The sequence below is a fragment of the Brevundimonas sp. 357 genome, assembly GCF_003938605.1.
Lineage (GTDB): Bacteria > Pseudomonadota > Alphaproteobacteria > Caulobacterales > Caulobacteraceae > Brevundimonas.
In genome coordinates, this window is sequence record NZ_RHWX01000001.1 from 194,133 (window position 1) to 217,961 (window position 23,829).

Here is a 23,829-nt window from a genome sequence, read left to right on the forward strand (position 1 = left end):
CCGAGCGACGCTTTTATTCAGCGTTCAATGATTTTTTGCATTGGTGACGATCTTTCGCCCGCCTGTCAAACAGCCAAGCCTGATTTTCGCCACGGAAGGGTCCGCCCTGTGGCGCCGTTGCACTAACCCCCAAAGCGCGACTAGCTTCCGGCCATGACGAAGAGCGACCTGCCGCCGCCCCAGATTCCGCCGCTGCCCCTCGCGCCCGCCCGGCGCGGACGGCCCAAGAAGTCCAAGGCGGCCGCGGCGGGCGAGACGCGCGACGCCATTCTGAACGCGGCCGAGGATCTGTTCTCCAAGCACGGCTTCTACGGCGTCACCATCCGCGAGGTGGCGCGCGAGGCGGGCGTGGATACGGCCCTCGTCCACTATTATTTCGGAGCCAAGAAGGAGCTGTTCGACGCCGTCTTCAACCGTCGCGCCGAGGTGTGGAACGCCGAGCGCGTCGCCGCCGTCAATCGTTACGCCGAGGCTGCGGGCGACGCCATGACGCTGGAAGGGCTGTTCGAGGCCTTTCTGCGCCCGCCGTTCCAGTGGTCGCTGAAGGGCGGGCCGGGGTGGAAGCACTACGCCGCTCTGGTGGCCCAGACCAACGCCAACCCGGCCTTCGGCGGAGAGACCATGGCCCGCTATTTCGACCCGGCGATCCGTCGCCTGCTGGAGCTGGTCAAGCGCATCATGCCCGAGGCGGACGAGGCCGATCTGTACTGGGCCTATCACAATCTGTCTGGCGCCCTGACCCTGACCCTGGGCGAGACAGGGCGCCTGGACCGCCTGTCCGGCGGCCTGTGCCAGTCCGGCGATCTGGACAGCGCCTGCGACTACATGGTGCGGTTCGCCGCCGCCGGCTTCCGCGCCGTCTGCGGTTCGAGGCGCGCGTGACGGCTCGACTGGATTTCTCGCCGGGGTCCAAGGCGCGGGACTTCCTGCGCGGCCTGGCGGTGGCCGTCGGGGCGGGCGTCTTCCTGGCGCTGGGCGGCGCCTTCGGCTCCAACGGCGCGCCGCTGGCCCAGCGTCTGGCCTATTGGGTGCCCGTGCTCGTCGTCGGCGGCCTGTGGGGGCACCTATGCAGCCTGCTGGTCGAGCGCTTCATCGACGTGGACGCGCGCCCCTGGCTGGGCGTCGCCGCCCTGACCCTGGTCATCACCGGGCCGCTGACGCTCATGGTCTGGGCCATGACCGGCCTGATGTTCGAAGGCCGGCTGCGCCACGCCGACGACCTGCGCCACTTCTTCCCGCCGGTGGCCCTGATCACCGCCGTGCTCAGCATCCTGAACGTCTTCCTGGGCCGCAAACAGCCGGTCGAAACCCACGCCGCCGCGCCGGGCGGCGCGCCCGCCCGTTTCCTCGACCGCCTCCCGCCTCGCTTGCGCGGCGCGCGGCTGATCGCCGTCCAGGCCGAGGACCACTATCTGCGCCTGCACACCGACAGAGGCTCGGACCTGATCCTGATGCGGCTGTCCGACGCCCTGACTGAGCTGGAGGGGCTGGAGGGCGCCCAGACCCACCGCAGTTGGTGGGCGGCCAAGAGCGCCGTGGCCTCGGTCGTGCGCGGCGACGGCCGCGCCGCCCTGACGCTGGACGGCGGTCCCGGCGGCGAACTGGTCGTCCCCGTCAGCCGCCGCTACGCCAAGGCCCTGCGCGACGCGGGCTGGTGGTGAGCCGCTACAGCCAGCGCTTCTTGCGGAAGACGAGATACGGCAGGGCGGCCGACAGGATCATCGCCCCCACCGCCGCCGGGTAGCCGTACGGCCAGTGCAATTCCGGCATCACGTCGAAATTCATGCCGTAGATGGAGGCGATCAGCGTCGGCGGCAGCAGGGCCACGGCCGCGACCGAGAAGATCTTGATGATCTGGTTCTGCTCCAGATTGATCAGGCCCAGCGTCGCATCCATCAGGAAGGTCACCTTGGACGACATGGAGACGCTGAGTTCGCTCAACGCCGCCGCATCGCGTTGCAGCAGACGCACGGTCTGGCGCGCCTCGCGGTCCGCCTTGCCCCCGGCGCGCGCGCCCGACAGCGCCGCGTGATAGGCCAGCAGTCGTTGCAGGCTGGACAGGCTCTCGCGGATCAGGGCCAGGAAGTCGCCCGCCCGGCCGATGTCCTGGATCACCAGTTGCAGGTTATGGCTCTCCACCGCCTTGGGATCGCGCTTGCGGAAGATCTGGCGCGAGATGGCGTCCAGCTCCAGCCCCTTCATCTCCAGGGCGTCGGCGTAGCGGTCGATGACGGCCTCGATCAGCCCCATCATGATGGCCTCGCCGCCGGCCAGCTTCTCGCCCGGCTTGTGGGTGGCGCGGGCGATGAACAACTGGAAGGAGCGCGGCTGGCCGTAGCGCACCGTCACCAGCCGCCCGCCCCTGAGAATGAAGGTCACGGGCGTCTTGACCGGATCGTGCGTCTCCAGATCCGTGGCCACGGCGGCGATCATGAAGACGCCGTTGTCTTCGGCGTAGAGACGGGCGGACGGCTCGACGTCGTCCATCTCGTCCCGGCTGGGGATGTCGATGCCGGTCAGGGTTTCCAGCGCCGCCACCTCATCGGCGGTCGGGGAGACGAGATCGATCCAGCAGGCGGGGCCGTGATCCACGGCCGTATCCAGGCGCACGAGCCGATCGGCGCGCCAGTCATAGGCGTTCAGCATAAGTCGCTTCCTTTCGCGAGGACGCCCTCGCGCGGAAGCGGAGCGTCCTCAGAGCGTCGAAGAAGTTGAAGACGGACTTCGGTCTTCGGGGTTCATCTGAGGGTTTCCAAAAAGACGCCGCCCCAGGATAGGCATCTGGGCGGCGAAGGGGTCTTGGCCCGTTCGGCGGCGGGGGTCAACCGCGCGCCGAACGGGCCGTCGCGAGGCGATGGCGCGGTGTGGCTTTCACGCCCAGTTTCCATGGAACGCCGCCGGCAAGGCCACGTCGGCGCGCCAGGTGGCGACCGGACCGTCCTCGACGTGCATCAGGTCCAGGACGTGCAGTTCGCTGACCCCCGCTTTCAGATTGATGGTCGGGCCGACCAGCCAGGCGTCGGCCTCGTGCGTCCCGCCGGGCTTGGGGACATAGACCATCTCGTCCGTCACATGGCCGGGGCCGAAATCGAAAGACCGCGTGCGGCCGGACGACCAGTCGGTGACGGCGACCGCCGAAGCCAGGGGTCGGTCGGCGCGCTCGCCCGTGGTGTGCAGGCTGAAGCGACGCGCCAGGCCGGCGCGGCGCGGGTCGCTGCGCGGGAACTCGCCGACGACGCCGGTCCGCTCCAGCCGCCCGCGCCCGTTCGGCGACAGCACGACCATGGCCAGCTCGGCCGGTTCGCCGCCCAGGGGCACGCCGTTCAGCACCTCCTGGGCGCCGCGCGCGGCGAAGTCCATGTCCTTGTGCGCGCACAGGTCGAAGCGGATCGTGCCGTCCGCCTCGTCCCAGGCGTCGCCGACGTGGAAGAAGCCGAAGGGCGGCAGGTCGTAGATCCGCCGCTGGGTCAGGTCGCCTTTGTCGATCACCAGCACCTGCGTCCCCGCCTCGGGCGTCCAGTCGAAACCCGCCGACATCGGCGCGACGTTGCGGACATGCACCCAGGGCTGCAGCACGATGACCAGATGCCGGGCCGTGGCGCTGAAGTCGTGGATATAGCTGGCGCGCGGCAGGGCGATCACCTCGGCGTCCTCCAGCGCGCCGTCCGCCGCCAGACGCCAGACCATGGCCTGACGACCGTTCACGCCCAGGTTCCAGATGCGGCCGTCCGGCTCGATGCGCGGATGGGCCAGGAAGGGCATGTTCTTCAGATCGGGCCGCAGCGTGACGAAGTCCTCGGTCGCCAGGGTCTCGGGGTCCATGGCAAGGGGCGAGCCCGCCTCCCACAGAGCCCACAGCTTGCCGCCGACCTTGTGCACCGAGGTGTTGGCCGGACTGGCGTCGTCGGCCGAGCCGATGCGGGCGCGCGGATCCGCCACCGTGCCGAAGCCGGGCATCAGCATGGCGCCCACCTCGGCCTCCTGGCGCCGCTTGCGGGTGTCGGCGAAGCGGGCGGCCAGGCTGGCCTGACCGTCCTGCACCCGCCAGCGACGGATCAGGCCGTCGCCGTCGAACCAGTGCTGGGATGAACCGCCGGGCCGCCGAAACTTGGCCGGCCCGTTGCGATAGAGGCTGCCCGCCAGCCCCTGCGGCGCCCGGCCGTGGACGAGGCGCAGGGCGCGTGGGGCGATGTCGTCCTCGACGTCCGCAGTAGCCAAGGACCAGTCGGCGGTCGCCGCCAAGGCTTGCAGAGCATAGGCCCGATCAGGGGCCAGGACGCGGGCGGCGGCGAGCGCGGCGGCGCCCATGAACAGGGTGCGGCGGGTCGGGATCATGGCGGTCTCTTCAGACAACGGGGCTTAGCGGATGCGGATGGTCTGGGCCGTGGCGCCGGAAACGTCGAAGCGGGCGCGCTCCCACCTGGCCGGCCCCATGTTGCCGACGGCGTTGTTGGAGAAGGCGAAGGGTTCGGTCGGCATGCCGAACGGATTCACATCCATCTTTCCGTTGCCGTTGACGTCGTGAAACGCCTTCATGCCGTAGGCGCCGGCGGGCAGGTTCTCGAACACGGCGGCGCGCTCGCCCGCCGCCACATCGACCCGCGCCGCGCGGCTGGGCGCGCCGCTCTCATAGGCGGCCTCATCGGCGTAGAGGGCGACCATGACGGCGCCCGTCTCGGCTCCCGTCTCGAAGGTGAAGGTCAGGCGGCTGTCGGCGGATTGGGCGGCGGCCGGAACGGCGACGGACAGGGGGGCGGCGGCGAGGGCGGCGGCGATAACGAAAAGGCGGATCATGCAGAGCGTCCTTATGGGCGGGGCGAGAAGTCATCGCCTTCCTTCCTCGCCGCACCGAACCCCGCCAGCGACCTTGCGTCCGCGACCGCCGCGCCTTCGCCAACGACCACCGCCCGCCGTTCACGAAGCGCCAATGACCGGCTTGGACGCGGCCTGCGGCAGCAGCCCGGCTTGCTCCCCGCGCCGAGGGGCCGTAAGTCGCAGAACCATGACCCAGACGTCCGCGACCGCCGCCCCGCTGATCTGCCCCTCCATCCTGGCCAGCGACTTCTCCAAGCTGGGCGAGGAGATCCGCGCCCTGGAGACCGCCGGCGCCGACTGGATCCACGTCGACGTCATGGACGGCCATTTCGTGCCCAACCTGACCATCGGCCCGGACGTGGTGAAGGCCCTGCGCCCGCACACCAGCCTGCCGTTCGACGTGCACCTGATGGTCGCGCCGGTCGACAATTGGCTGGAGGCCTATCGCGCGGCGGGCGCCGACATCATGAGCGTCCACCCCGAAAGCGGCCCCCACGTCCACCGCACCCTCGGCCAGATCCGTCAACTGGGCGCCAAGGCGGGCCTCGTCTTCAATCCGGCCACGCCGCTGAGCGTGCTGGAAGAGGCGGTCGAACTGGTCGATCTGGTGCTGATCATGTCGGTGAACCCCGGCTTCGGCGGTCAGAAATTCATCGAGACCTCGCTGAAGAAGATCGAGCGCGCCCGCGCCATCCTCGACCGCGCCGGGTCAAAGGCCCGCCTGCAGGTCGACGGCGGCGTGGTCGCCGCCAACGCCGGGGCCTGCGTCGCCGCCGGGGCCGACGCCCTGGTCGCCGGTTCCTTCGTCTTCAAGGGCGGGCCGGACGCCTACGCCGCCAACATCCAGGCCCTGAAGGCCGCCGCCGCGTGAGCCCTCTCGGCCCCTTCGCCCCGCGCGACAGCGACGTCCCTTTGGCCGAAGGGCACATCCCCGGCCTGAAGGGCGCCCCGATGCGCACGCCCGTGCGCCCCGCTTCGGGCGCCCGCCCCGATCCGCGCCTGTGGGCCTCGGTCGCCAAGGGGCTGGCCGCGCGCCAGCTGTGGGTGGAGCTGTACGGCCTGCCTGGCTACGGCCTGACGCTGGGCGGACCGACCGCCGAGGGCTTCGCCGTCAGCCCGCGCGACTTCCGTCCCCTGCCCGAAGAGGCCCCGCGCCCCCTGCTGTCAGGCAAACTGACGCTGGCGGGCCTGAGCCTGGACGCCGACAGCCCGGTGGCGCTGTGGAACAGCCCCACCCCCAGCCGCGCCTTCGCGGTCGAGCTGCACAGCTTCAACTGGATGCCCGCCATGATGGCCCAGGGCGATCGCGGCGCGCGCGAGGCCCTGGCCATGACCCTGGCCTGGCGCGAGGTGTTCAGCCGTTGGTCGCCCTTCTCCTGGGATCCCGACATCCTGGCCCGCCGCGTCTATCACCTGGCCTGCGCCGGGCGGCGGCTGGCGGGCGCGGCGACCGAGGTCGAGCGCTTGCAACTGACCGACATCCTGGCCCATCAGGCGCGCCAGCTGCTGCGGCCGCCCGGCGGGATCATGGGCCGGGCCGAGCGTCTGACGGCCGCCGCCGTCGCCGGCTGCGCCCTGGCCGGCAAGGCCGGCGCCGCCATCCGCAACAAGGCGCTGAAACGCCTGCCCGGCGCCCTGGCCGCCACGGTCGCCGCCGACGGCGCCCACGCCACGCGCGCGCCGGAGATGGGGCTGGAGCTGCTGCTCGACCTGCTGACGCTGGACGACGCCCTGGCCCAGCTGTCGGAGGTGACGCCCGAGCCGGTGGCCGAGGCCATCTCGCGCCTGACCCTGGCCCTGCGCCTCCAGACCCTGCCCGATCGACGCCTGGCCGTATTCCAGGGCGGCGGCCCCTCGACGCCCGAGCGCGTCGCCGCCGCCCGCGCCCATGACGATGCGCCCGCCGCCCCGCCCAGCGGCGCCGTCGGGGGCCTGCTGCGCGTCTCCAGCCCGCTGCTGACCGTCATGGTCGATGTCGAAGCCCCGGCCCGCAACGCCTGGTCGGCCGCCGCCTGCGGCCAGCCCGCCGCGCTGGAGGTCGTCTGCGGCCGCGACCGCCTGTTCACCTCGGCCGGATGGACGCCGCGCGCCTTGGACCGCCAGGCCCTGCGCCTGACGCCCGGCGCCTCGACCCTGACGCTGGGCGAACAGCCGCTGGGCGAGCCCCTGTCCGGCTGGAAGAGCGAGCTTCTGGGCCCGCGCCTGGTCGGCCCCGCCCTGCACGTCACGCGCCAGCATCAGGACGGCGACGGCGCCGTCTGGCTGGAGGTCGAGCACGACGGCTGGATGCCCGGCTATGGCCTGATGCACCAGCGCCGCCTCTACATCGACCAGCGGCTGGATGAACTGCGCGCCGAAGAGCGGCTGCATCCGCCCGAAGGCCGACCCGAGGCGACCCGCGCCATCGCCGCCCCCTACGCCCTGCGCTTCCAGCTCGAGCCCGGCGTCCAGGCCTCCCTGGCCCGCGACCGCCGTTCCATCCTGCTGCGCGGCCCGTCCGGGCGCGGCTGGTGGTTCCGCAGCGACGGCCCCGACGTGGCCATCGAGCCCGCCGTCCACATCGACGAGGGCCTGACCCGTCGCTCCTTGCAGATCGTCGTACGCGGCTCGGCCCGCACCGACGCCGAGACCAAGGTCCGCTGGAAGCTGAGCCCGGCGGGCGCGAGCGGCGATCCGAGCTAAACGCCGTCGAGGCGGCGGAGGAAGGCGCTGACGCTTCCTTCCCCCTCTCCGTCATCCTCGGGTTTGACCCGAGGATCGGGCGCCAATCCAAACAGGCTGGGATAGAGGTCTTGCCACCGCGGGTTGGTCTTCTCGATCAGCTCCAGCTTCCAGGCGCGGTTCCAGCGCTTCAGCGCCTTCTCGCGCCGGATCGCCTCGGTGACGAAGCCGTGCGTCTCATACCAGACCAGCGCCTTGCAGCCGTAACGCTGAGCAAAGCCTTCGATGCCGTCCTCCCGATGCTGGCGGATGCGTTCGTAGAGGTTCGAGGTCATGCCGACGTAAAGGACGCCGAGCGGGCGGCTGGCCAGGATATAGGTCGCGATGAAGGGACGGCGCTCGTTCATATGCCGTCGAGCGACGGGCAACTCGATCCTCGGGTCAAGCCCGAGGATGACGGCGTGCATGGACCCAAGGGCTGACGCCGCCGCCTGTTGGTGCTAGAGGCCCCGCCATCTCCCCGCCCAGCCGTAAACGGACGCCGCCCATGCCCGCCGCTCCCGACTTTCCGCCCGCCCCGGACGCGATCAAACCCGTCCGCGCCCTGATCTCTCTTTCGGACAAGGCGGGGCTGGAGGACGCCGCGCGCACGCTGGCGGGACTGGGCGTCGAACTGGTCTCGACCGGCGGCACCAAGGCGGCGATCACGGGCTTCGGCCTGCCGGTCAAGGACGTGGCCGATCTGACCGGCTTCCCGGAAATGATGGACGGCCGGGTCAAGACCCTGCACCCGGTCGTGCACGGCGGCCTGCTGGGCGTGCGCAACGCCCCGGCCCACGCCGCCGCCATGAGCGAGCATGATATCGGCGCCATCGATATCGTCTGGATCGACCTTTACCCCTTCGAGAAGACGGTCGAGGACGGCGGCGGCTTTGAAGCGGCCATCGAGAACATCGACATCGGCGGCCCGGCCATGATCCGCTCGGGCTCCAAGAACCACGGCCACGTCGCCGTCGCCGTCGACGCCGAGAGCATCAACCTGATCGTCGAGGCTCTGAAGGCCGACGGTTCCACGACCCTGGCTCTGCGCAAACAGCTGGCCGCCCGCGCCTTCGCCCGCACCGCCGCCTATGACGCCGCCGTGTCCGGCTGGTTCGCCGCTCAGCTGGAGGACGCCGCCCCGGCCCGCAAGTCGATCGCCGGAACCCTGGCCCAGACGCTGCGCTATGGCGAGAACCCGCATCAGACCGGCGCCTTCTACCGCACCGGCGAGCGTCGTCCGGGCGTGGCCTACGCCACCCAGGTCCAGGGCAAGGAGCTGGGCTACAACAACATCGCCGACGCCGACGCCGCCTATGAGCTGGTGGCCGAGTTCGAAGCCCCGGCCTGCGTCATCGTCAAGCACGCCAACCCCTGCGGCGTGGCCGTCGGCAAGAATCTGTCGGAAGCCTACGCCCGCGCGCTGGAATGCGACGCGGTGTCGGCCTTCGGCGGCGTCATCGCCGTCAACCGGCCGCTGAACGGCGAAGACGCCCGCGCCATCACCGGCATCTTCACCGAAGTCGTCATCGCGCCGGGCGCCGATGAAGAGGCCAAGGCCGTCTTCGCCGCCAAGAAGAACCTGCGCTTGCTGATCACCGACGGCCTGCCCGACCCGCACGGCGCGGGCGAGGTGTTCCGCTCGGTGGCCGGCGGCTTCCTGGTCCAGTCGCGCGACCGCTCGCTGATCAAGCCCTCGGACCTGAAGATCGTCACGCGCCGCCAGCCGACGCCGACCGAGATCCAGGACATGCTGTTCGCCTTCACCGTGGCCAAGCACGTCAAGTCCAACGCCATCGTCTACGCCAAGGACGGCCAGACGGCGGGCATCGGCGCCGGCCAGATGAACCGCCGCGACAGCGCCCGCATCGCCGCCATCCGCGCCAAGGAAGCCGGCGAGGCCAAGGGTCTGGCCCACTCCCTCGCCGAGGGTTCGGCCTGCGCCTCCGAAGCCTTCTTCCCCTTCGCCGACGGCCTGCTGGAAGCCGTCGCCGCCGGCGCCACGGCGGTGATCCAGCCGGGCGGCTCGATCCGCGACGAGGAGGTCATCGCCGCCGCCGACGAACGCGGCATCGCCATGGCCTTCACCGGCGTGCGCGTCTTCCGGCACTAGGCCGGAAGGGCGCTAAATGCGGGCGGCGCGGCCGCCTGCTGCTTGAGCGCAAAGAAGAGGGCGCTGCCGGTCGTCGGCGGCGCTCTTTTCTTTGGCCAAGGCCCGGTCGGGCCTCAGTCCTCGATCACCTCGTGCGATCCGGCGCGGCCCAGACGCCAGTAGCCGGCGACCTTCATCCATTTCTGGTTGAACGGCCGGGCGGCCAGCAAGGCCGCGCGCATCGAGCGGGCGACCGAGGACTCGCAGGCGACCCAGACATAGGCGTCGGCCGGATCGATCCGTTTCGCCGCCGCGACCGCCGCCGCCGTCAGGGCCTCAGGGCGGCCGCGCGGGCCGCCGTTGCGATGCACCCAGACGATCTCGACGTCCGCCGGACTGGGCAGGTCCAGCTCTCCGCCCGCGTCGTTCACCTCGATGCAGGCGATGGCGCGCGCGGTCGCAGGCAGCTCCTCCAGGCGCCGAGCGATGGCGGGGATGGCCGCCTCGTCGCCGACCAGAAGATGTTCGGCGAAGCTGGTCGGGATCAGGAAGGAGCCGCGCGGCCCGCCCAGCCCCAGTTCGTCGCCCGGCCGCGCATCTTCGGCCCAGGCCGTCGCCGGACCGCCATGGCCGACCGCGAAATCGATGGTCAGCCGACGATTGGCGGCGTCGAAAACACGCGGCGTGTAGTCGCGCGCCACGGGCCGGGGCTCGGGAAACACCGGCCCGTCCGGCCCCAAGGTCGGCAGCACCAGAGGCTCGCCGCGTGGTACGGGAAAGATCTTCACATGGTCGTCGAAGCCGGGGCTGAAGAAGCCCTCCAGCTCCTCGCCCGTCAGGACGATCCGCTTCAGCACGGGGGTCAGTTGCTCCACCGCCTCCACGCGCGCGCGGCGGAACTTCAGCTCGTGCCGCACGCGGCGAGGTTGTCTCAGCAGGGCGTCGTTCATGCCTGTCTCACCTTTTCGGCGGCGGCCTCGATCAGATCGGCGATGGCCTCGACCTGAGCCTCACTGAGCGGCGGTTGCTGGCTCAGACGCTCATGGGTCGCCGCGCGAAAGGCCTCGATGGCCTGGGCGATGCGGGCCGGACGGTCGGCGCGGCCGCGCAAGACCTTCATCTTGCGCTCGGCGTGGGCCAGGGCCTCGGCGTTCTCGCCCAGCAGGCGACGGCCTTCATCGGTGACGGCGTAACGCTTCTTGCCGCCCTCGGCGACGACGCTGACGGCGCCCATGTCCTCCAGCAGGGTCAGGCTGGGGTAGATGACGCCGGGGCTGGGCGTATAGGTTCCGCCCATTCGGGCCTCGATGGCCTTGATCAGTTCATAGCCGTGACTGGGCTTGTCCGCGATCAGCGACAGCAGCACCCAGCGCAGGGCGCCGTGCTCGAACATGCGGCCGCCGCCGCGTCGGCCGTGGCCTTCGCCGCGCGTCCGGCCCTCGCCCTGGCGCCGCCCCTCCGGCCACATCGACCGCGCATGGCCGCCGTGCCCGAAAGCGTTCCAGCCGCGCCCAAATCCATGGCCTCGACCCTGGTCCAGGCCGTGGCCGCGCTTTCCGATCCCCTTGGATCCTCTCATTTCATCTCTCACTTCGATATATCTAACTTGCAAACAGATATATCGATATATCGAAAGCGCAAGACCCCTTTCTTCGGCGACGGGACGGATTAAGCTGCGCCGATGGACACCGTCGCCGCCCGCTGGGCCCAGTTGGAACCGCATGTGCATGTCGTCGGACCGGACGATGATCGCCCCCGCCCGGCGGTGCTTCTGTTCCATGGCTGCGGCGGCCTGCGCGCCCACCTGCCCCGCTACGCCGAGGCGGCCAAGGCGGCGGGCTGGCGCGCATTCATCGTCGATTCCTACGCCCCGCGCGGCTGGGGCCGGAGCTTCACCCTGGTCGCCGTCTGCACCGGCCTGGCCTTTCGCGGCTATGAGCGGGCGGGCGACGTGCTGGGCGCCATTCACGGGATTTCGCAACGGTCCGACGTGGACGCCTCGCAACTGGCGCTGGGCGGGTGGAGCCACGGCGGCTGGGCCGTCATGGAGATGATGAGCGAGACGCCCGAGCCGGGCCGTATGGGCGTGTCCGATCCCGCAACCGTCGACCTGTCGGGCGTGAAGGCCGTGTGGCTGGCCTATTCCTATATCGGCCCGTGGGCCTTCAACCGGATGAAGCCGTGGCGTCATTGCCCGCGCGTCCTGGCGTTGACGGCCAAACGCGATCACCTGACCACCGTGCGCAACGCCGAACGGGTCAACGCCATGATCCGCGACTGCGGCTCGGAGGTCGAAAGCTGGGTCGCCGACGGCACCCACGCCTTTGACGAGCCGACCAACAACGGCCCGATGCGCCACCACCCCGAACTGACCGAAGAGGCGCTGCGCCGCTTCAGCGCCTTCCTCAAGGACAGCGCGCCCCACGCCTGAAGACAACCTGCTGGAAATAATTCCTGGACCGCGCCTTGACGCGCGCCCCATCACGTAACAATTGAAGTTACATGAAAAGAGACTCCCGCCTCTCCAACATTCTCCACGCCCTGCTGCACATGGCCGAGCACGAACAGCGCTGCGGCCGGCCGATGACCTCAGACATGCTGGCGACCTGCCTGTCGACCAATCCGGTCGTGGTCCGCCGCACCATGGCGGGCCTGCGCGAACAGGGGCTGGTCGTATCCGAGAAAGGCCACGGCGGCGGCTGGCGGCTGGCGCGCCCGCTGACGGCCGTCACCCTGGGCCAGGTCCACGCCGCCCTGGGCGAGCCCGGCCTGTTGCCGGAGACGCCCCCGGTCGAGGCGGAGGGTTGCCTGATCGAGGCCGCCGTCAACGACGCCCTGTCCGACACCTACGCCGCCGCGCGCGCCCTGCTGGCCGCGCGGCTGGACTCCATCACCCTGGCCGATCTGGCGGCGGACTTCTCGCGCCGGCTGGCCGCCCATCCCAAGAGAGACCTGCTCCATGCGCACCAGCGAAAATCCGATGCCCCATGACGCCGTCGTCATCGGCGGCTCCTACGCGGGCCTGTCCGCCGCCCTGCAACTGGTGCGGGCGCGCCGCCGCGTCCTGGTCATCGACGACGGCCGCCCCCGGAACCGCTTCGCCGCCCGCGCGCACGGGGTGCTGAGCAACGACGGGCGTCCGGGCGCAGAGATCGCCGCCGCCGCCCGCGCCCAGGTCGCGGCCTATCCCACCGCCGCCTTCCGCATGGCCGAGGCGGTGGACGCGGCGCGCATCGACGGCGGCTTCTCGGTCGCCTTCGCCGACGGCAGCCGCACCGCGGGCCGTCGCCTGATCCTGGCCCACGGGGTCGAGGACGTCCTGCCCGACCTGCCCGGCGTGAAGGAGCGTTGGGGCCGCACCGCCCTGCACTGTCCCTGGTGCCACGGCTATGAGGTCGGCGGCGGGCCGATCGGCGTCCTGGGGCGCGGCGACCATGCGGTCCAATATGCCAGCGTCGTCGCCGAATGGGGCCAGGCCGTGCTGTTCATCGACCCGGCGCGCCTGAGCGAAGACGAGGCGCGCATACTGGCCCGACGCGGCGTGACCATCGAGCCGACGCCCGTCGAACGGCTGGAAGGCGAGGCGCCGACCCTGACCGGGGCGCGGCTGACGGACGGCCGCTTCATCCCGCTGAAGGCCGTCTTCGTCGGCGCCCATGTGCGGCAGTCCGGCGGCTTCGCCGAAAGCCTGGGCTGCGAGATGACCGACACCCCCATGGGCCGCATCGTCAAGGTCGACGCCCAGCAGCAGACCAGCCAGCCGGGCGTCTTCGCCGCCGGCGACCTGGCGCGACCGGCGGGCAACATCACCCTGGCGACGACGGACGGCATGACCGCCGCCCACGCCGCCTTCCGCTCCCTGATCGAAGAGGAGACGGCCTAAGGGAGACTCAGCGCGGCTCGATCTTCACCTCGGCGCGAACCGAGTTGGCGATGTAGCAGACGTCATGGGCGCGGTGATGCAGGTCGGCGATGGCCGCCGCATCCGGCAGCTTGTCGCCCGACCAGGTCACGGCCGGGCGCAGAACGATCTCGGTGATCGACATCTTGCCGCGCTCATCCTTGCCCAGGGTTCCTTCCGCCTCGTCGCGATAGGAGTCGACCACGAAGCCGTCCTTGCGGGCGTAGGCCAGGAAAAACAGCATGTGGCAGCTGGACAGAGCGGCGACCAGAGCCTCTTCCGGGTCCACCGCCGCCTCTTCCGACAGGGGCGGCGGGATCATGGGCGAGGGCGCCGACGACCCCCGCACCACCGCGCCGCCGTCGAAGCGCCAGTCATGGCCGCGGCCGTATTTGTTGTCGCTGAAGGGCTGATCGCCCCGGTTCCATGCGACGACGGCGACGTGCTGGCTCATGACAGGCTCCGAAACAAAGGGTCGAAGCGAAGCTAGGCGCCCTCAGCGGGTTTCGCCAGATCACCCTGGGCCAGCATCCGCATCTGCATCTGCGCCCGGATGGTGAAGCCCAGCGAATGATACAGGGCGATGGCCCCGGCGTTGTCGGCGTAGGAATGCAGGAAAGCCGTCTCGCCGCGCGCCAGGATGCGCGCGATCACCGCCCGCATCAGCGCCCCGGCGTAGCCCCGCCCGCGCGCGTCGGGATGGGCGCAGACGCCCGACACCTCGGTGAAGCCGTCGGGCTTCAGCCGCTCGCCCGCCATGGCCAGCAGCCGCCCGTCCTGCTTGACCCCGAAGAAGTCGCCCAGTCGGTGCGTCTTGTCGAAGAACGGCCCCGGCTCGGTCAGCGTCGCCAGGGCCAGCATGGCGGGCGCGTCGGCCTCGGTCAGGGGCTCGATGGCGATGTCGCGCGCCTTGGCGGGCGTCAGGTCGACCAGCACCATCTGCGTCAGCACCGCTTCCTTCAGCGCCGTCAGGCCAGGCGGAACGGGGGTGCGCTCCGCCTCGACCGTGGCCAGCAGGCCCTCGGGCTGCTCCAGCGCCGCCACGGCTGCCAGGCTTTCCGGCGACTGATCGACGCTGGCGACGAAGACGCCGTAACCCGGCGCCAGCCGCAGCGCCCCGCCCGCCCCCACGGCCAGGGACGCCTGACGCGCCGACGTCAGGGCGTTCCAGACCGGACGGTCGAGCGGGTGCGCCATTCGGCTCAGCCCTGCCAGAAGCCGACGATCTTCTTGACCTCGGTGATGGTCGGCTCGGCGATCTCACGCGCCTTTTCGGCGCCCGCGGCCAGGGCGCGGTCGATTTCGGCCGGGTCGTTCATCAGACGGCGCATCTCGGCGGTGACGTTAGCCATCGAGGACACGGCCAGCTCCGCCAGCTTGGGCTTGAAGGCGCCGAAGCCCTGGCCCGCGAACTCGGCCAGCACGGCCTCGCGCGTCGTGTCGGACAGGGCGGCGTAGATGGCGACCAGGTTCTTGGCCTCAGCCCGGCCTTCCAGACCCTCGAGCGTTTCCGGCAGCGGCTCCATGTCGGTCTTGGCCTTGCGGATCTTGTTGGCGATGGCGTCGGCGTCGTCGGTCAGATTGATGCGCGACAGGTCCGACGGATCGGACTTGGACATCTTGGCCGCACCGTCGCGCAGGGACATGACCCGCGTCGCCGGACCCTGGATCAGCGGCTCGGGCAGGGGGAAGTAGCCCGGCGCGCCGAAGTCGTTGTTGAACTTCTGGGCGATGTCGCGGGTCAGCTCCAGGTGCTGCTTCTGATCCTCGCCGACCGGCACTTCGGTCGCCTTGTAGAGCAGGATGTCCGCCGCCTGCAGCACCGGATAGGTGTAGAGGCCGACGCTGGAGCGTTCCTTGTGCTTGCCCGACTTCTCCTTGAACTGGGTCATCCGGTCCAGCCAGCCCAGGCGGCCGACGCAGTTGAATATCCAGGCCAGTTCGGCGTGGGCGGGCACGGCCGACTGGGGGAAGATGACCGCCTTGGCCGGGTCGAGGCCCGAGGCCAGATAGGCCGCCGCGATCTCGCGCGTCTGGGCGGCCAGCTTCTCCGGCTCCTGCCAGACGGTGATGGCGTGCATGTCGGCGACGAAGACGAACAGGGGCGCGCCCGTCGCCTGCAATTCGGTGAAGCGCTTCAGCGCGCCCAGATAGTTGCCCAGGTGCAGGGCGCCGGAGGCCTGGATGCCGGACAGGATGCGGCGCGGACCGGTGTATTGGGCCGGAGTCTGGTCAGTCATGATGATGGATCTCGGAAGTCGAAAGGCGAATGTCGGCGCGCGTCATCCCGCGCGAAAGGCAGGCGTGCGAAGGCACGAGGCGGCAGGTCAGCCGCGCCATCGTCCGTGAGCGAGTTTTCGTCCCGAAAGCGCCATGTCCTCGCGCTTATCGGTTCGGGGCGCGAAGAGCAACACTCCTGCGGCGGTTCGCACGTCGCCGCGATCATGGAACGGTGTTAGCCTCTTCTTCCATCGGCATGGAGGGTAGGACATGGACGAGTTCGAAGTCGCCCCGCCCGAGGGTTTCGACTCTCGCCTGGCGCTGACGCGGATGCTGGCGCTGCTGCGCCACCTGATCGACATGATCGCCGAGTTCAGGGAGACGCTGATCCTGACCAGCGGCGGCGCCCCCGCCGACCCGGTGCTGGACGAGGCCTTCCTGACGGCGAGGAGCCTGGCGCTGGAAGACGTCGACGCCCTGATCGCCTTGGTCGATGCGGCCGACTTCACCGCCCCGGCCATGGTCGAGCATCGCCTTCAGGGCGAGGCGTTGCGCTTCAAGATGCTGGCGATCCTGGCGGCCTATCGCCTGGTCGTCGCCGCTCAACCCAACCAGAATCCGGGCATGAGCCGAGGCTGGTCCCTGTACCGCCGCGCCCTGCGCGCGACGCTGGCCGCCATCGACGGGCCGCTGGAATCCCTGACGGCGGCGCTCGGCGCCAAACAGGGTCTGGTGGAGTTCAAGAAGGCGCTGGAGGTTCTGCTGGACCTATGACCGGGCCGAGCGCCGGACCAACCCCTTGACCTCGGCCACCGTCACGGCGCGCGTCAGGAAGGCCAGGACGACATAAGCTAGACCGCCCGCCGCCACGACCAGCAGCAGGGTGACCTCCTTGGCGCCGTGGGTCGAACCCGCCATCGCCAGCAGGTCCGCGACCGGCGCCTGCAACATCGGCCGCGCCCAGGAGGCGACGCCGACCACCGCCGCCAGACCTGCGCTGGCCAGGGCGATGCGTCCCAGACGCCAGACCGCGTGCGGACTGGGGCGGTAATGACCGCGCCGCCACAGGGTCGCCGCCAGCAGGATGACATTGGTCCAGGCCGAGGCGCTGACCGCCGCCGCAATGCCCGACACCCCCATGCCCAGATAGAACAGGCCGATCGCCAGCGTCGCGTTCACCGCCACCGACACCAGGGCGAACACCATGGGCCTGCGCGTATCGCCGCGGGCGAAGAAGGCGGGCGCCAGGATGCGGATCAGGACGAAGGCGGGCACGCCCCAGCCGAAATGCAGCAGGGCGTGAGCCGTGTTGACGGCGTCGATCTGAAGGAAGGCGCCGCGCGTGAACAGGGCGTCGATCAGGAAATAGGGCATGGCCATCAGGGCCGCCGCCGCCGGCAGGGTCAGGGCCATGGACAGGATCAGCGCCTCGTCCATCGAGGCCTGCTGCTGGCCCCTGTCTTCGGACGCCACCGCCGCCGACAGCTTGGGCAAAAGGGCGATGCCGATCGCCACCCCGACCAGCCCCAGCGGCAGCTGATACAGCCGGTCCGCCGTCGCCAGCCAGGTGCGGCCGCCGTCGACGAAGCTGGACAGGTTGCCGGAGATGAAGACGTTGATCTGGGTCGCGCTGTTGCCGATGGCGGCGGGAACAGCGGTGATGATGATGGCCTTCACCGCCGGGGTCATCTTCGGCAGGCTGAGACGGATGTTCGCCCCCGCCTTGCGCGCCGCCCACCAGCAAAGCCCCGCCTGGGCCACGCCCGCGACCAGCACGGCCCAGGAGGCGGCGTAGGCGGCTTCGATCTGGTCGCCCTTCACCGGGATGACGGCGGCCAGCATGATCAGGTTCAGCAGGATCGGATAGGCGCCCGAGACGATGAAGCGCCCCCGCGCGTTCAGCACCCCGCTGAGCAGGGAGGCGATCGCCATACAGGGCAGGTAGGGCATGGTGACCTGGGTCAGGATCACCGCCAGCTTGAAGCGCGCCGGATCGTCCAGAAAGCCGATGTTGATGACGGTCATCAGCCACGGCATGGCCAGCTGGGCGACCACGGTCAGGGCCACGGTGACGGCGGCCACGGCGGCCAAGGCGTCGGTCGCCACCTTGTCGGCCGCCGCCTCGCCCTCGCTCTTGAGCGTCTTGGCGTAGGCGGGCACGAAGGCGGCGGCGAAGGCCCCCTCGGCGAAGATGCGCCGGAACAGATTGGGGAAGTTCAGCGCCGTGTAATAGGCGTCGGCCGCCGGTCCCGCCGAGGCCCCCAGCGCCGCCGTGATGACCAGATCGCGCGCGAACCCGGCCAGACGGCTGAGCAGGGTCATGGCGCTGAAAATGGCCGAGGACCGCGCCACGCCGCCCGTCTTGGGCTTGGCCGTCGCGGCAGAGGCGGGGGGCTGGACCACCGGCTCGACCGTGGCGTTTGCCGCAGAAATCGGCGTGGCCGGTTCGATGGGATCGGTCTTGTCGTTCACGGCTGTTCCTGCGCTCGGTCCCGAAACGCCTTAGCGCGCCTGCGGGCCGCTGGATACGGGCGAACGGCCCAGCGCGCCTTCCAGATCGGAGACGTCGCGCACGCTGGCGCGCACGGGGACGATGCGCCGCCCCGCCGGGCCTTGCGGCGCGCGATCCAGCACCTCCAGAAGATCTGTCTTCAGAGCCTCCAGCTTGGCCTTGTTCTTTGGTTTTCGGCCGTCGGCGTCGGTGATGTAGAAGCCGTCCACCGCCCGCTCGCCGAAGCTGGCGACATGGGCCGAACGGGTCGAATAGCCGTGCGCCGAGATCGTCCGCGCTAGGTCCGCCAGCAGGCCGGGCCGGTCGGCGCCGGAGACCTCGATCACCACGGCGCTGGTGCCGGTATCGGCGTCGATCCGCACCACCGGCCGCACATCGAAGACGGCGCGGCGGGCGCTGACGCGCGGCGCCTCCAGGGTCGAGGTCCGCGCCCCCTTCAGCACCGCCCGCTCCATCGCCTTGACCAGAATGGCCAGACGTCGCGGCTCGCGCCCGCCATAGGGCTCGCCCGCCCCGTCCTGAATCTCGAACACGTCCAGCGCCATGCCGTCGTCGGCGGTGGCCAGCCGCGCGCCCACCACATCGGCGCCCGCCATCGACAGGGTGGCGGCCAGGTCAGCGAACAGGCCGGGCCGGTCGCGCGCCGCCACGGCCACGCGGGCGGTGGATTCCAGCGGCCCTTCGGCGGGCAGGGCCTCGACCGCCGCCCCCTCGCGCCGCGCTCGTTCGACCAGAGCGGGGTGATCGGCCAGAGGGTCTTCGCGCGTCACGGCGTCGCCCCGGAACAGGGCCTCGGTCGCCTCGAACAGGGCGCGCATCAGCTGCCCCTTCCAGCCGTTCCACACCCCCGGCCCGACGGCGCGGATGTCGGCCACGGTCAGCACCATCAGCATCCGCAACCGCTCCGGGTCGCCCACCGCCTCGGCGAAGGCGCGCACGGTCGAGGGGTCGGACACGTCGCGCTTCTGGGCGTAGTCGCTCATCAGCAGATGATGACGCACCAGCCAGACGACCAGCTCGATCCGGCGCGGATCGACGCCCAGCCGCTCGCAGGCCCGGCGCGCGGCGATGGCGCCGTCCTCCAGCTGGCCCCGGTCGCCGCCCTTGCCCACGTCATGCAGCAGCATGGCCAGCATCAGGACTTCGATGTCGGCGATACGGGGGACGATGGCGGTCGAGGCCGGGTGATCCGCCTTCAGCTTGCCGCGCGCGATGTCGTTGATGATCCCCACCGCCTGCAGGGTGTGCTCGTCCACCGTATAGGCGTGATACATATTGAACTGGGTCTGGCCGACGATCCGCCCCCACTCGGGCAGGAAGCGGCCGAGAAAGCCCGTCTCATTCATGATCGACAGGATGCGATAGGGCCGCTGGCCGTGCGCCAACACCGTCAGGAAGGCCTCGGCCGCGCGCGGATCGCGGCGCAGGGCGGGCGTCACCAGGGTCAGCGAACGGATCACGGCGGCGAAGGCGTCGGGGTGCAGGTCCAGATCCAGCCGGTCCGCCTCGACGAACAGCAGTAGCAGGCGCACCGGATCGCGGGCGAAGACATTGGCCCCCGTGACCGTCAGCCGCCCCTCCTCCACCGCCAGACCGTCGAAGGCCAGCTTGACCCGGCGCCGCCGAATCAACCGCGACAGGCCGCGCGCCAGCCCTTCGGCCTTCTTCTGCTGACGCGCCTCCAACTGGGCCGAGACGGCGCGGGTCAGGGCGCCGACCTCGCGCGCGAACTGGAAATAGCGGCGCATGAAGCGCTCGACCGCCAGTTCGTCGCCGCGCCCGCGCCAGCCCATGCGCCGGGCGATCTCGGGCTGGACGTCGAAGGTCAGCTTCTCCTCGGCCCGCCCGGCGACCAGGTGCAGCAGGATGCGCACCCGCCACAGGAAGCCGATCGCCTCGCGGAAGCTGCGCAGCTCGCGCGCGGTCAACAGGCCCTCCAGCGCCGCCTGCCCTCGCTCGCTGTCCGGCGCCAGCGAGCGAGCGATCCAGAACAGGGTGTTGAGGTCGCGCAGCCCCCCCTTGCCGTCCTTGACGTTCGGCTCGACGCGGTAGCGGACGGCGCCGGTCTTCTGCAGGCGCACGTCGCGCTCGGCCATCTTGGCGGCGATGAAAGGACGCGGATCGACGCGGGCGACGGCGGTACGAAACCGCTTCAGCAGGCTTTCGCCCAGGGCCGCATCCCCGGCCAGCACCCGCGCCTCCAGCAAGGTCGTTCGCACCGTCATGTCGTCGCGCGCCAGGGTCAGCGTCTCGCCGATGGAGCGGAAGGCCGACCCGACCTTCAGCCCCAGATCCCACAGGACATAGTGGACGAACTCGACCACCGCCTGAGCGCGCGGGCTGATCGCCTGCCCCGGCCGCAGGAACAAAAGGTCGAGGTCCGAGAACGGCGCCAGCACCCCGCGCCCATAGCCGCCGACCGCCAGCAGGGTCAGTCGCTCGTCGGGGGCTGGATGAACCTGTTCGGCGGCGAAGCGCCACAGGGTCGCCAGCAGGGCGTCGGCGGCCTCGGCGTAGAGACGGGCGGCCTCGGCGCCGTCGGTCGAGTTCTCGGCCCGGCGGGCGGCGCGGGCGCGGTCGGCGTCGAAGCTTTCGCGCAGGAACGCGGTGACGGCGGCGCGCGGGTCCGGCGCCGAGACGGCGTCGAGAACGGCGGACGGGAGCGGGCGCGAAGCGATCACGCTGGAGAGCATAGCACGCTCCCTATCTCCCGCTCATCCCGGCGGACGGCGGGATCCAGTGAGAGCTTCACCCTCGACGCCCGAAAAGCGCTTCGTGTCCAAGCGCGCGGATGGAGCCAAAGGACTTGATCCCGGCGTCCGCCGGGATGAGCGGGAATTTAGGTCTTCGCCAGATTTTTCAACCGATACAGCGCCTCCAGCGCCTCGCGCGGGGTCAGTTCGTCGGGGTCGATGGCGGCGACGGCTTCGTCGAGCATGGACTTCATTGGCGGCGGAGGCGGCTCAGCGGCGGCGAACAGGGGCAGGTCGTCCAGACGCGCGGTCGCCGCCTTCTCATTCTCCAGCCGCTCCAGCACCTCGCGGGCGCGGCCGACGACGGCGGTGGGCACCCCGGCCAAACGCGCCACCTGCACGCCGTAGGAACGGTCCGCCGCGCCGGGCGCCGCCTCGTGCAGGAAGACCAGTTCGCCGTTCCACTCGCGCGCCTTCATCGACAGGTTGCAGACGTGGTCCAGCCGTTCCTCCAGCTGGGCCAGCTCATGATAGTGGGTGGCGAACAGGGTGCGGGCGCGGTTAGTCTCGTGCAGGGCCTCGGCCGTGGCCCAGGCGATGGCCAGGCCGTCATAGGTGGCGGTGCCGCGCCCGATTTCGTCCAGCACGACGAAGCTGCGCCCGGTCGCCTGGGTCAGGATGGCGGCCGTCTCGACCATCTCCATCATGAAGGTGGAGCGGCCGCGCGCCAGATCGTCGCCCGCGCCGACGCGGCTGAATAGACGGTCGACCACGCCCAGCTTCATCGACCGCGCCGGCACGAAGGCCCCGGCCTGAGCCAGCACGACCAGAAGCGCGTTCTGGCGCAGGAAGGTCGACTTACCCGCCATATTCGGGCCGGTGACGATGGACAGGCGCGAGGCCCCGACGCCGTCGCCCGCCAGCTGGCAGTTGTTGGGGGTGTAGGGCAGGCCCTGCGCCTTCACCGCCGCCTCGACCACCGGGTGACGGCCCGCCTCGACGGCGAAGCACAGGCTGTCGTCGACGGCGGGGCGCACGGCCCCGACCTCTTCGGCCCATTCGGACAGGGCGGCGTGGGCGTCCAGTTCGGCCAGGGCCTCGGCCACGCCCTGAAGCGGTCCGGCCAGACGCGCGGCCTCGCGGCGCCAGCCCTCGAACGTCTCGGCCTCGATGGCGAGAGCGCGGTGCCCGGCCTGGCTGATCTTGGCGTCCAGCTCCGACAGTTCGACGGTTGTGAAGCGCACCTGATTGGCCAGGGTCTGGCGGTGGATGAAGGGGCTGTCCGGTCCCGCGCGCAGCAACGGCTCAGCCGCCTTGGCGCTGGTCTCGAGGAAATAGCCGAGGACGGCGTTGTGGCGCACCTTGAAGGCGACGCCGCTGTCGGCGACGGCTTTGGCCTCCAGTTCGGCGATGACCTTGCGGCTGTCGTCGCGCAGGGTGCGGGCGGCGTCCAATTCAGGGCGATGGCCGGGATTCACATAGCCGCCGTCGCGCGCCAGGTGCGGCGGCTCGTCCATCAGGCCGTCGGTCAGTTCGGCCAGCAGGTGCGACAGGTCGCCCTCAAGCGCCAGCCGGTCGAGGCAGGCCGTTACGCGCGCAGGCGGCCCGGCCAGCGGATCATTGGCCGTGGCGGTGAAGAGGGCGCTGAGCCCCTCAGCCGTCTTCAGCCCCGAGCGGATCGCCGCCAGATCGCGCGGCCCGCCACGTCCCAGCGCCAGTCGCGAGGTCGCCCGCGCCACATCAGCCGAGGCGCGCAAAGCTTCGCGCAGGTCGCGTCGCAAGTCGCGCCGCTCCAGCAGCCATTCGACCGCATCCAGCCCGGCGTTGATCGCCGCCGGATCGCGCAGGGGTCGCGAGATGCGCTCGGCCAGCGCCCGCGCCCCGCCCGAGGTCACGGTGCGGTCGATGGCGTGAAGCAGGGAGCCGTCGCGTTCTCCCCTCTGGGTGCGGTCGATCTCGAGGCTGAGACGGGTCGCGGGATCGATGGCCAAGAAACCGCTCTCGCCCGAGCGGCGCGGCGGGGTCAGGGCGGGAATCCTGCCCGCCTGCGTCGTTTCCAGATAGGCGGCGATCAGGCCCAGGGCCGAAACCTCGGCCTCTTCAAAGGCGCCGAAACCGTCCAGCGCCGAGACGCCGTAAAGCCGCTGCACCCGGTCCTTGGCCCCGACCGGCTCGGCCAGGGCCTGGGGCATGGCCTGAACCACGCCGCCCGAGCCGTCCAGCGCCCCCTTCATCGTCTCATCCGAGAACAGGCGGTCGGGGACCAGCACCTCCGACGGACGGAACGCCGCCAGCGCCGCGCCCAGATCCGACAGGTCGCAGGCGACCGAATCCACCACCCCCGCCGACAATTCGACCACCGCCACGGCGGCCCTTCCTTTACGGATCGCCACGGCCGCCAGCCGGTTGGCGCCGCGCGCGTCCAGCAGGGCGTCCTCGGTCAAGGTGCCGGGCGTCACCACCCGCACGATGTCGCGATGGACCACGGCCTTGGAGCCGCGCTTCTTGGCCTCGGCCGGATCTTCCAGCTGTTCGCAGACGGCGACCTTGAAGCCCTGACGGATCAGCCGCGCCAGATAGCCGTCCATGGCGTGGACCGGTACCCCGGCCATGGGAATGTCCTCGCCCTGATGCTTGCCGCGTTTGGTCAGGGCGATGCCCAGCGCGGCGGCCGCCTTCTGCGCGTCCTCGAAAAACAGCTCGTAGAAGTCGCCCATGCGGAAGAACAGCATGGCTTCGGGCTGGCCGGCCTTGACCGACAGATACTGGGCCATGACCGGCGTGGTTCCGGCGTCCGGCTTGAGGTCGGTTTTGGCCAAGGTCTGGGGCGGGTGGGAAAGCGGCGCGTTCATCTGGCCCGCAGGGTGGCGGATCGGGGCGGCGGCCTCAAGCGCGG

At 70.6% G+C, this 23,829-nt stretch carries 21 protein-coding genes; 9 read left to right on the forward strand and 12 right to left on the reverse strand.

The window, feature by feature from the left end; genetic code table 11:
* Positions 1-153 precede the first annotated feature (153 nt).
* Together EGK63_RS00895 and EGK63_RS00900 are read left to right on the forward strand one after the other, a co-directional pair.
* Positions 154-882 carry a TetR/AcrR family transcriptional regulator gene (locus tag EGK63_RS00895; protein WP_125899489.1) on the forward strand — a complete coding sequence of 243 codons (729 nt, stop codon included), beginning with the start codon at positions 154-156 and terminating at the stop codon, positions 880-882.
* Positions 879-1,661 carry a LytTR family DNA-binding domain-containing protein gene (locus tag EGK63_RS00900; RefSeq protein ID WP_243637515.1) on the forward strand — a complete coding sequence of 261 codons (783 nt, stop codon included), beginning with the start codon at positions 879-881 and terminating at the stop codon, positions 1,659-1,661. The genes EGK63_RS00895 and EGK63_RS00900 overlap by 4 nt, the downstream gene beginning before the upstream one ends.
* Positions 1,662-1,665: 4 nt before the next feature.
* On the opposite strand, the gene EGK63_RS00905 is transcribed toward EGK63_RS00900, so the two are convergent.
* The 3 genes from EGK63_RS00905 to EGK63_RS00915 all read right to left on the reverse strand — a co-directional run bounded on the left by EGK63_RS00905 (position 1,666) and on the right by EGK63_RS00915 (position 4,794).
* Positions 1,666-2,646 carry a magnesium transporter CorA family protein gene (locus EGK63_RS00905; RefSeq protein ID WP_125899490.1) on the reverse strand — a complete coding sequence of 327 codons (981 nt, stop codon included), beginning with the start codon at positions 2,644-2,646 and terminating at the stop codon, positions 1,666-1,668.
* Between the two features lie 225 nt (positions 2,647-2,871).
* A complete protein-coding gene (locus tag EGK63_RS00910) occupies positions 2,872-4,335 on the reverse strand; it encodes a carotenoid oxygenase family protein (RefSeq protein ID WP_125899491.1) in 1,464 nt (487 codons plus the stop codon).
* Positions 4,336-4,359: 24 nt separating this feature from the next.
* Positions 4,360-4,794: a DUF2141 domain-containing protein gene (locus EGK63_RS00915; protein WP_125899492.1), complete on the reverse strand. Its 435-nt coding sequence runs from the start codon at positions 4,792-4,794 to the stop codon at positions 4,360-4,362.
* A 208-nt stretch (positions 4,795-5,002) separates the two neighbouring features.
* Here EGK63_RS00915 and rpe point away from each other — a divergent pair, with 208 nt between their 5' ends.
* Together rpe and EGK63_RS00925 are read left to right on the forward strand one after the other, a co-directional pair.
* Positions 5,003-5,686, forward strand: a complete 684-nt coding sequence (gene rpe, locus EGK63_RS00920) for a ribulose-phosphate 3-epimerase (protein WP_125899493.1) — start codon at positions 5,003-5,005, stop codon at positions 5,684-5,686.
* Positions 5,683-7,497: a heparinase II/III family protein gene (locus tag EGK63_RS00925; protein WP_125899494.1), complete on the forward strand. Its 1,815-nt coding sequence runs from the start codon at positions 5,683-5,685 to the stop codon at positions 7,495-7,497. The genes rpe and EGK63_RS00925 overlap by 4 nt, the downstream gene beginning before the upstream one ends.
* On the opposite strand, the gene EGK63_RS00930 is transcribed toward EGK63_RS00925, so the two are convergent.
* Positions 7,494-7,883 (reverse strand): GIY-YIG nuclease family protein, encoded by a 390-nt coding sequence (locus EGK63_RS00930; RefSeq protein WP_125899495.1) that lies wholly within the window; start codon positions 7,881-7,883, stop codon positions 7,494-7,496. The genes EGK63_RS00925 and EGK63_RS00930 overlap by 4 nt on opposite strands.
* 140 nt (positions 7,884-8,023) lie before the next feature.
* Between EGK63_RS00930 and purH the strand changes: the two genes are divergently transcribed.
* Positions 8,024-9,628: a bifunctional phosphoribosylaminoimidazolecarboxamide formyltransferase/IMP cyclohydrolase gene (purH, locus tag EGK63_RS00935; protein ID WP_125899496.1), complete on the forward strand. Its 1,605-nt coding sequence runs from the start codon at positions 8,024-8,026 to the stop codon at positions 9,626-9,628.
* Between the two features lie 113 nt (positions 9,629-9,741).
* On the opposite strand, the gene EGK63_RS00940 is transcribed toward purH, so the two are convergent.
* Positions 9,742-10,557, reverse strand: coding sequence for a siderophore-interacting protein (locus EGK63_RS00940; RefSeq protein WP_125899497.1), 816 nt, complete (start codon positions 10,555-10,557; stop codon positions 9,742-9,744).
* Positions 10,554-11,186 carry a PadR family transcriptional regulator gene (locus EGK63_RS00945; protein WP_165906498.1) on the reverse strand — a complete coding sequence of 211 codons (633 nt, stop codon included), beginning with the start codon at positions 11,184-11,186 and terminating at the stop codon, positions 10,554-10,556. Before EGK63_RS00945 ends, EGK63_RS00940 begins: the two co-directional genes overlap by 4 nt.
* A 102-nt stretch (positions 11,187-11,288) precedes the next feature.
* Between EGK63_RS00945 and EGK63_RS00950 the strand changes: the two genes are divergently transcribed.
* From EGK63_RS00950 to EGK63_RS00960, 3 genes are all read left to right on the forward strand, one after another.
* Positions 11,289-12,038, forward strand: coding sequence for a dienelactone hydrolase family protein (locus EGK63_RS00950; RefSeq protein WP_125899499.1), 750 nt, complete (start codon positions 11,289-11,291; stop codon positions 12,036-12,038).
* 71 nt (positions 12,039-12,109) lie between these two features.
* Complete coding sequence (locus EGK63_RS00955) at positions 12,110-12,598, forward strand: Rrf2 family transcriptional regulator (protein ID WP_125899500.1); 489 nt, start codon at positions 12,110-12,112, stop codon at positions 12,596-12,598.
* Positions 12,567-13,490: an NAD(P)/FAD-dependent oxidoreductase gene (locus EGK63_RS00960; protein ID WP_243637516.1), complete on the forward strand. Its 924-nt coding sequence runs from the start codon at positions 12,567-12,569 to the stop codon at positions 13,488-13,490. The genes EGK63_RS00955 and EGK63_RS00960 overlap by 32 nt, the downstream gene beginning before the upstream one ends.
* Before the next feature lie 7 nt (positions 13,491-13,497).
* Here the strand turns inward: EGK63_RS00960 and EGK63_RS00965 are convergent, their stop codons facing one another.
* From EGK63_RS00965 to trpS, 3 genes are read right to left on the reverse strand one after another with little or no spacing between them, the layout of a single operon-like run.
* Complete coding sequence (locus tag EGK63_RS00965) at positions 13,498-13,962, reverse strand: OsmC family protein (protein ID WP_125899501.1); 465 nt, start codon at positions 13,960-13,962, stop codon at positions 13,498-13,500.
* 32 nt (positions 13,963-13,994) lie between these two features.
* Positions 13,995-14,705 carry a GNAT family N-acetyltransferase gene (locus EGK63_RS00970; protein WP_125899502.1) on the reverse strand — a complete coding sequence of 237 codons (711 nt, stop codon included), beginning with the start codon at positions 14,703-14,705 and terminating at the stop codon, positions 13,995-13,997.
* Between the two features lie 5 nt (positions 14,706-14,710).
* Positions 14,711-15,748: a tryptophan--tRNA ligase gene (gene trpS, locus EGK63_RS00975; protein ID WP_125899503.1), complete on the reverse strand. Its 1,038-nt coding sequence runs from the start codon at positions 15,746-15,748 to the stop codon at positions 14,711-14,713.
* Between the two features lie 250 nt (positions 15,749-15,998).
* Between trpS and EGK63_RS00980 the strand changes: the two genes are divergently transcribed.
* Positions 15,999-16,502, forward strand: a complete 504-nt coding sequence (locus EGK63_RS00980; RefSeq protein WP_125899504.1) for a hypothetical protein — start codon at positions 15,999-16,001, stop codon at positions 16,500-16,502.
* On the opposite strand, the gene murJ is transcribed toward EGK63_RS00980, so the two are convergent.
* The 3 genes from murJ to mutS form a co-directional block, all read right to left on the reverse strand.
* The gene (gene murJ / locus EGK63_RS00985; protein ID WP_125899505.1) at positions 16,497-18,200 is read right to left on the reverse strand and encodes a murein biosynthesis integral membrane protein MurJ; all 1,704 of its coding nucleotides are present in this window, start codon (positions 18,198-18,200) and stop codon (positions 16,497-16,499) included. The genes EGK63_RS00980 and murJ overlap by 6 nt on opposite strands.
* Positions 18,201-18,230: 30 nt before the next feature.
* Positions 18,231-20,933: a [protein-PII] uridylyltransferase gene (gene glnD, locus EGK63_RS00990; protein WP_125899506.1), complete on the reverse strand. Its 2,703-nt coding sequence runs from the start codon at positions 20,931-20,933 to the stop codon at positions 18,231-18,233.
* A gap of 146 nt (positions 20,934-21,079) precedes the next feature.
* A complete protein-coding gene (gene mutS / locus EGK63_RS00995) occupies positions 21,080-23,707 on the reverse strand; it encodes a DNA mismatch repair protein MutS (RefSeq protein ID WP_371412892.1) in 2,628 nt (875 codons plus the stop codon).
* Between the last annotated feature and the right edge of the window lie 122 nt (positions 23,708-23,829).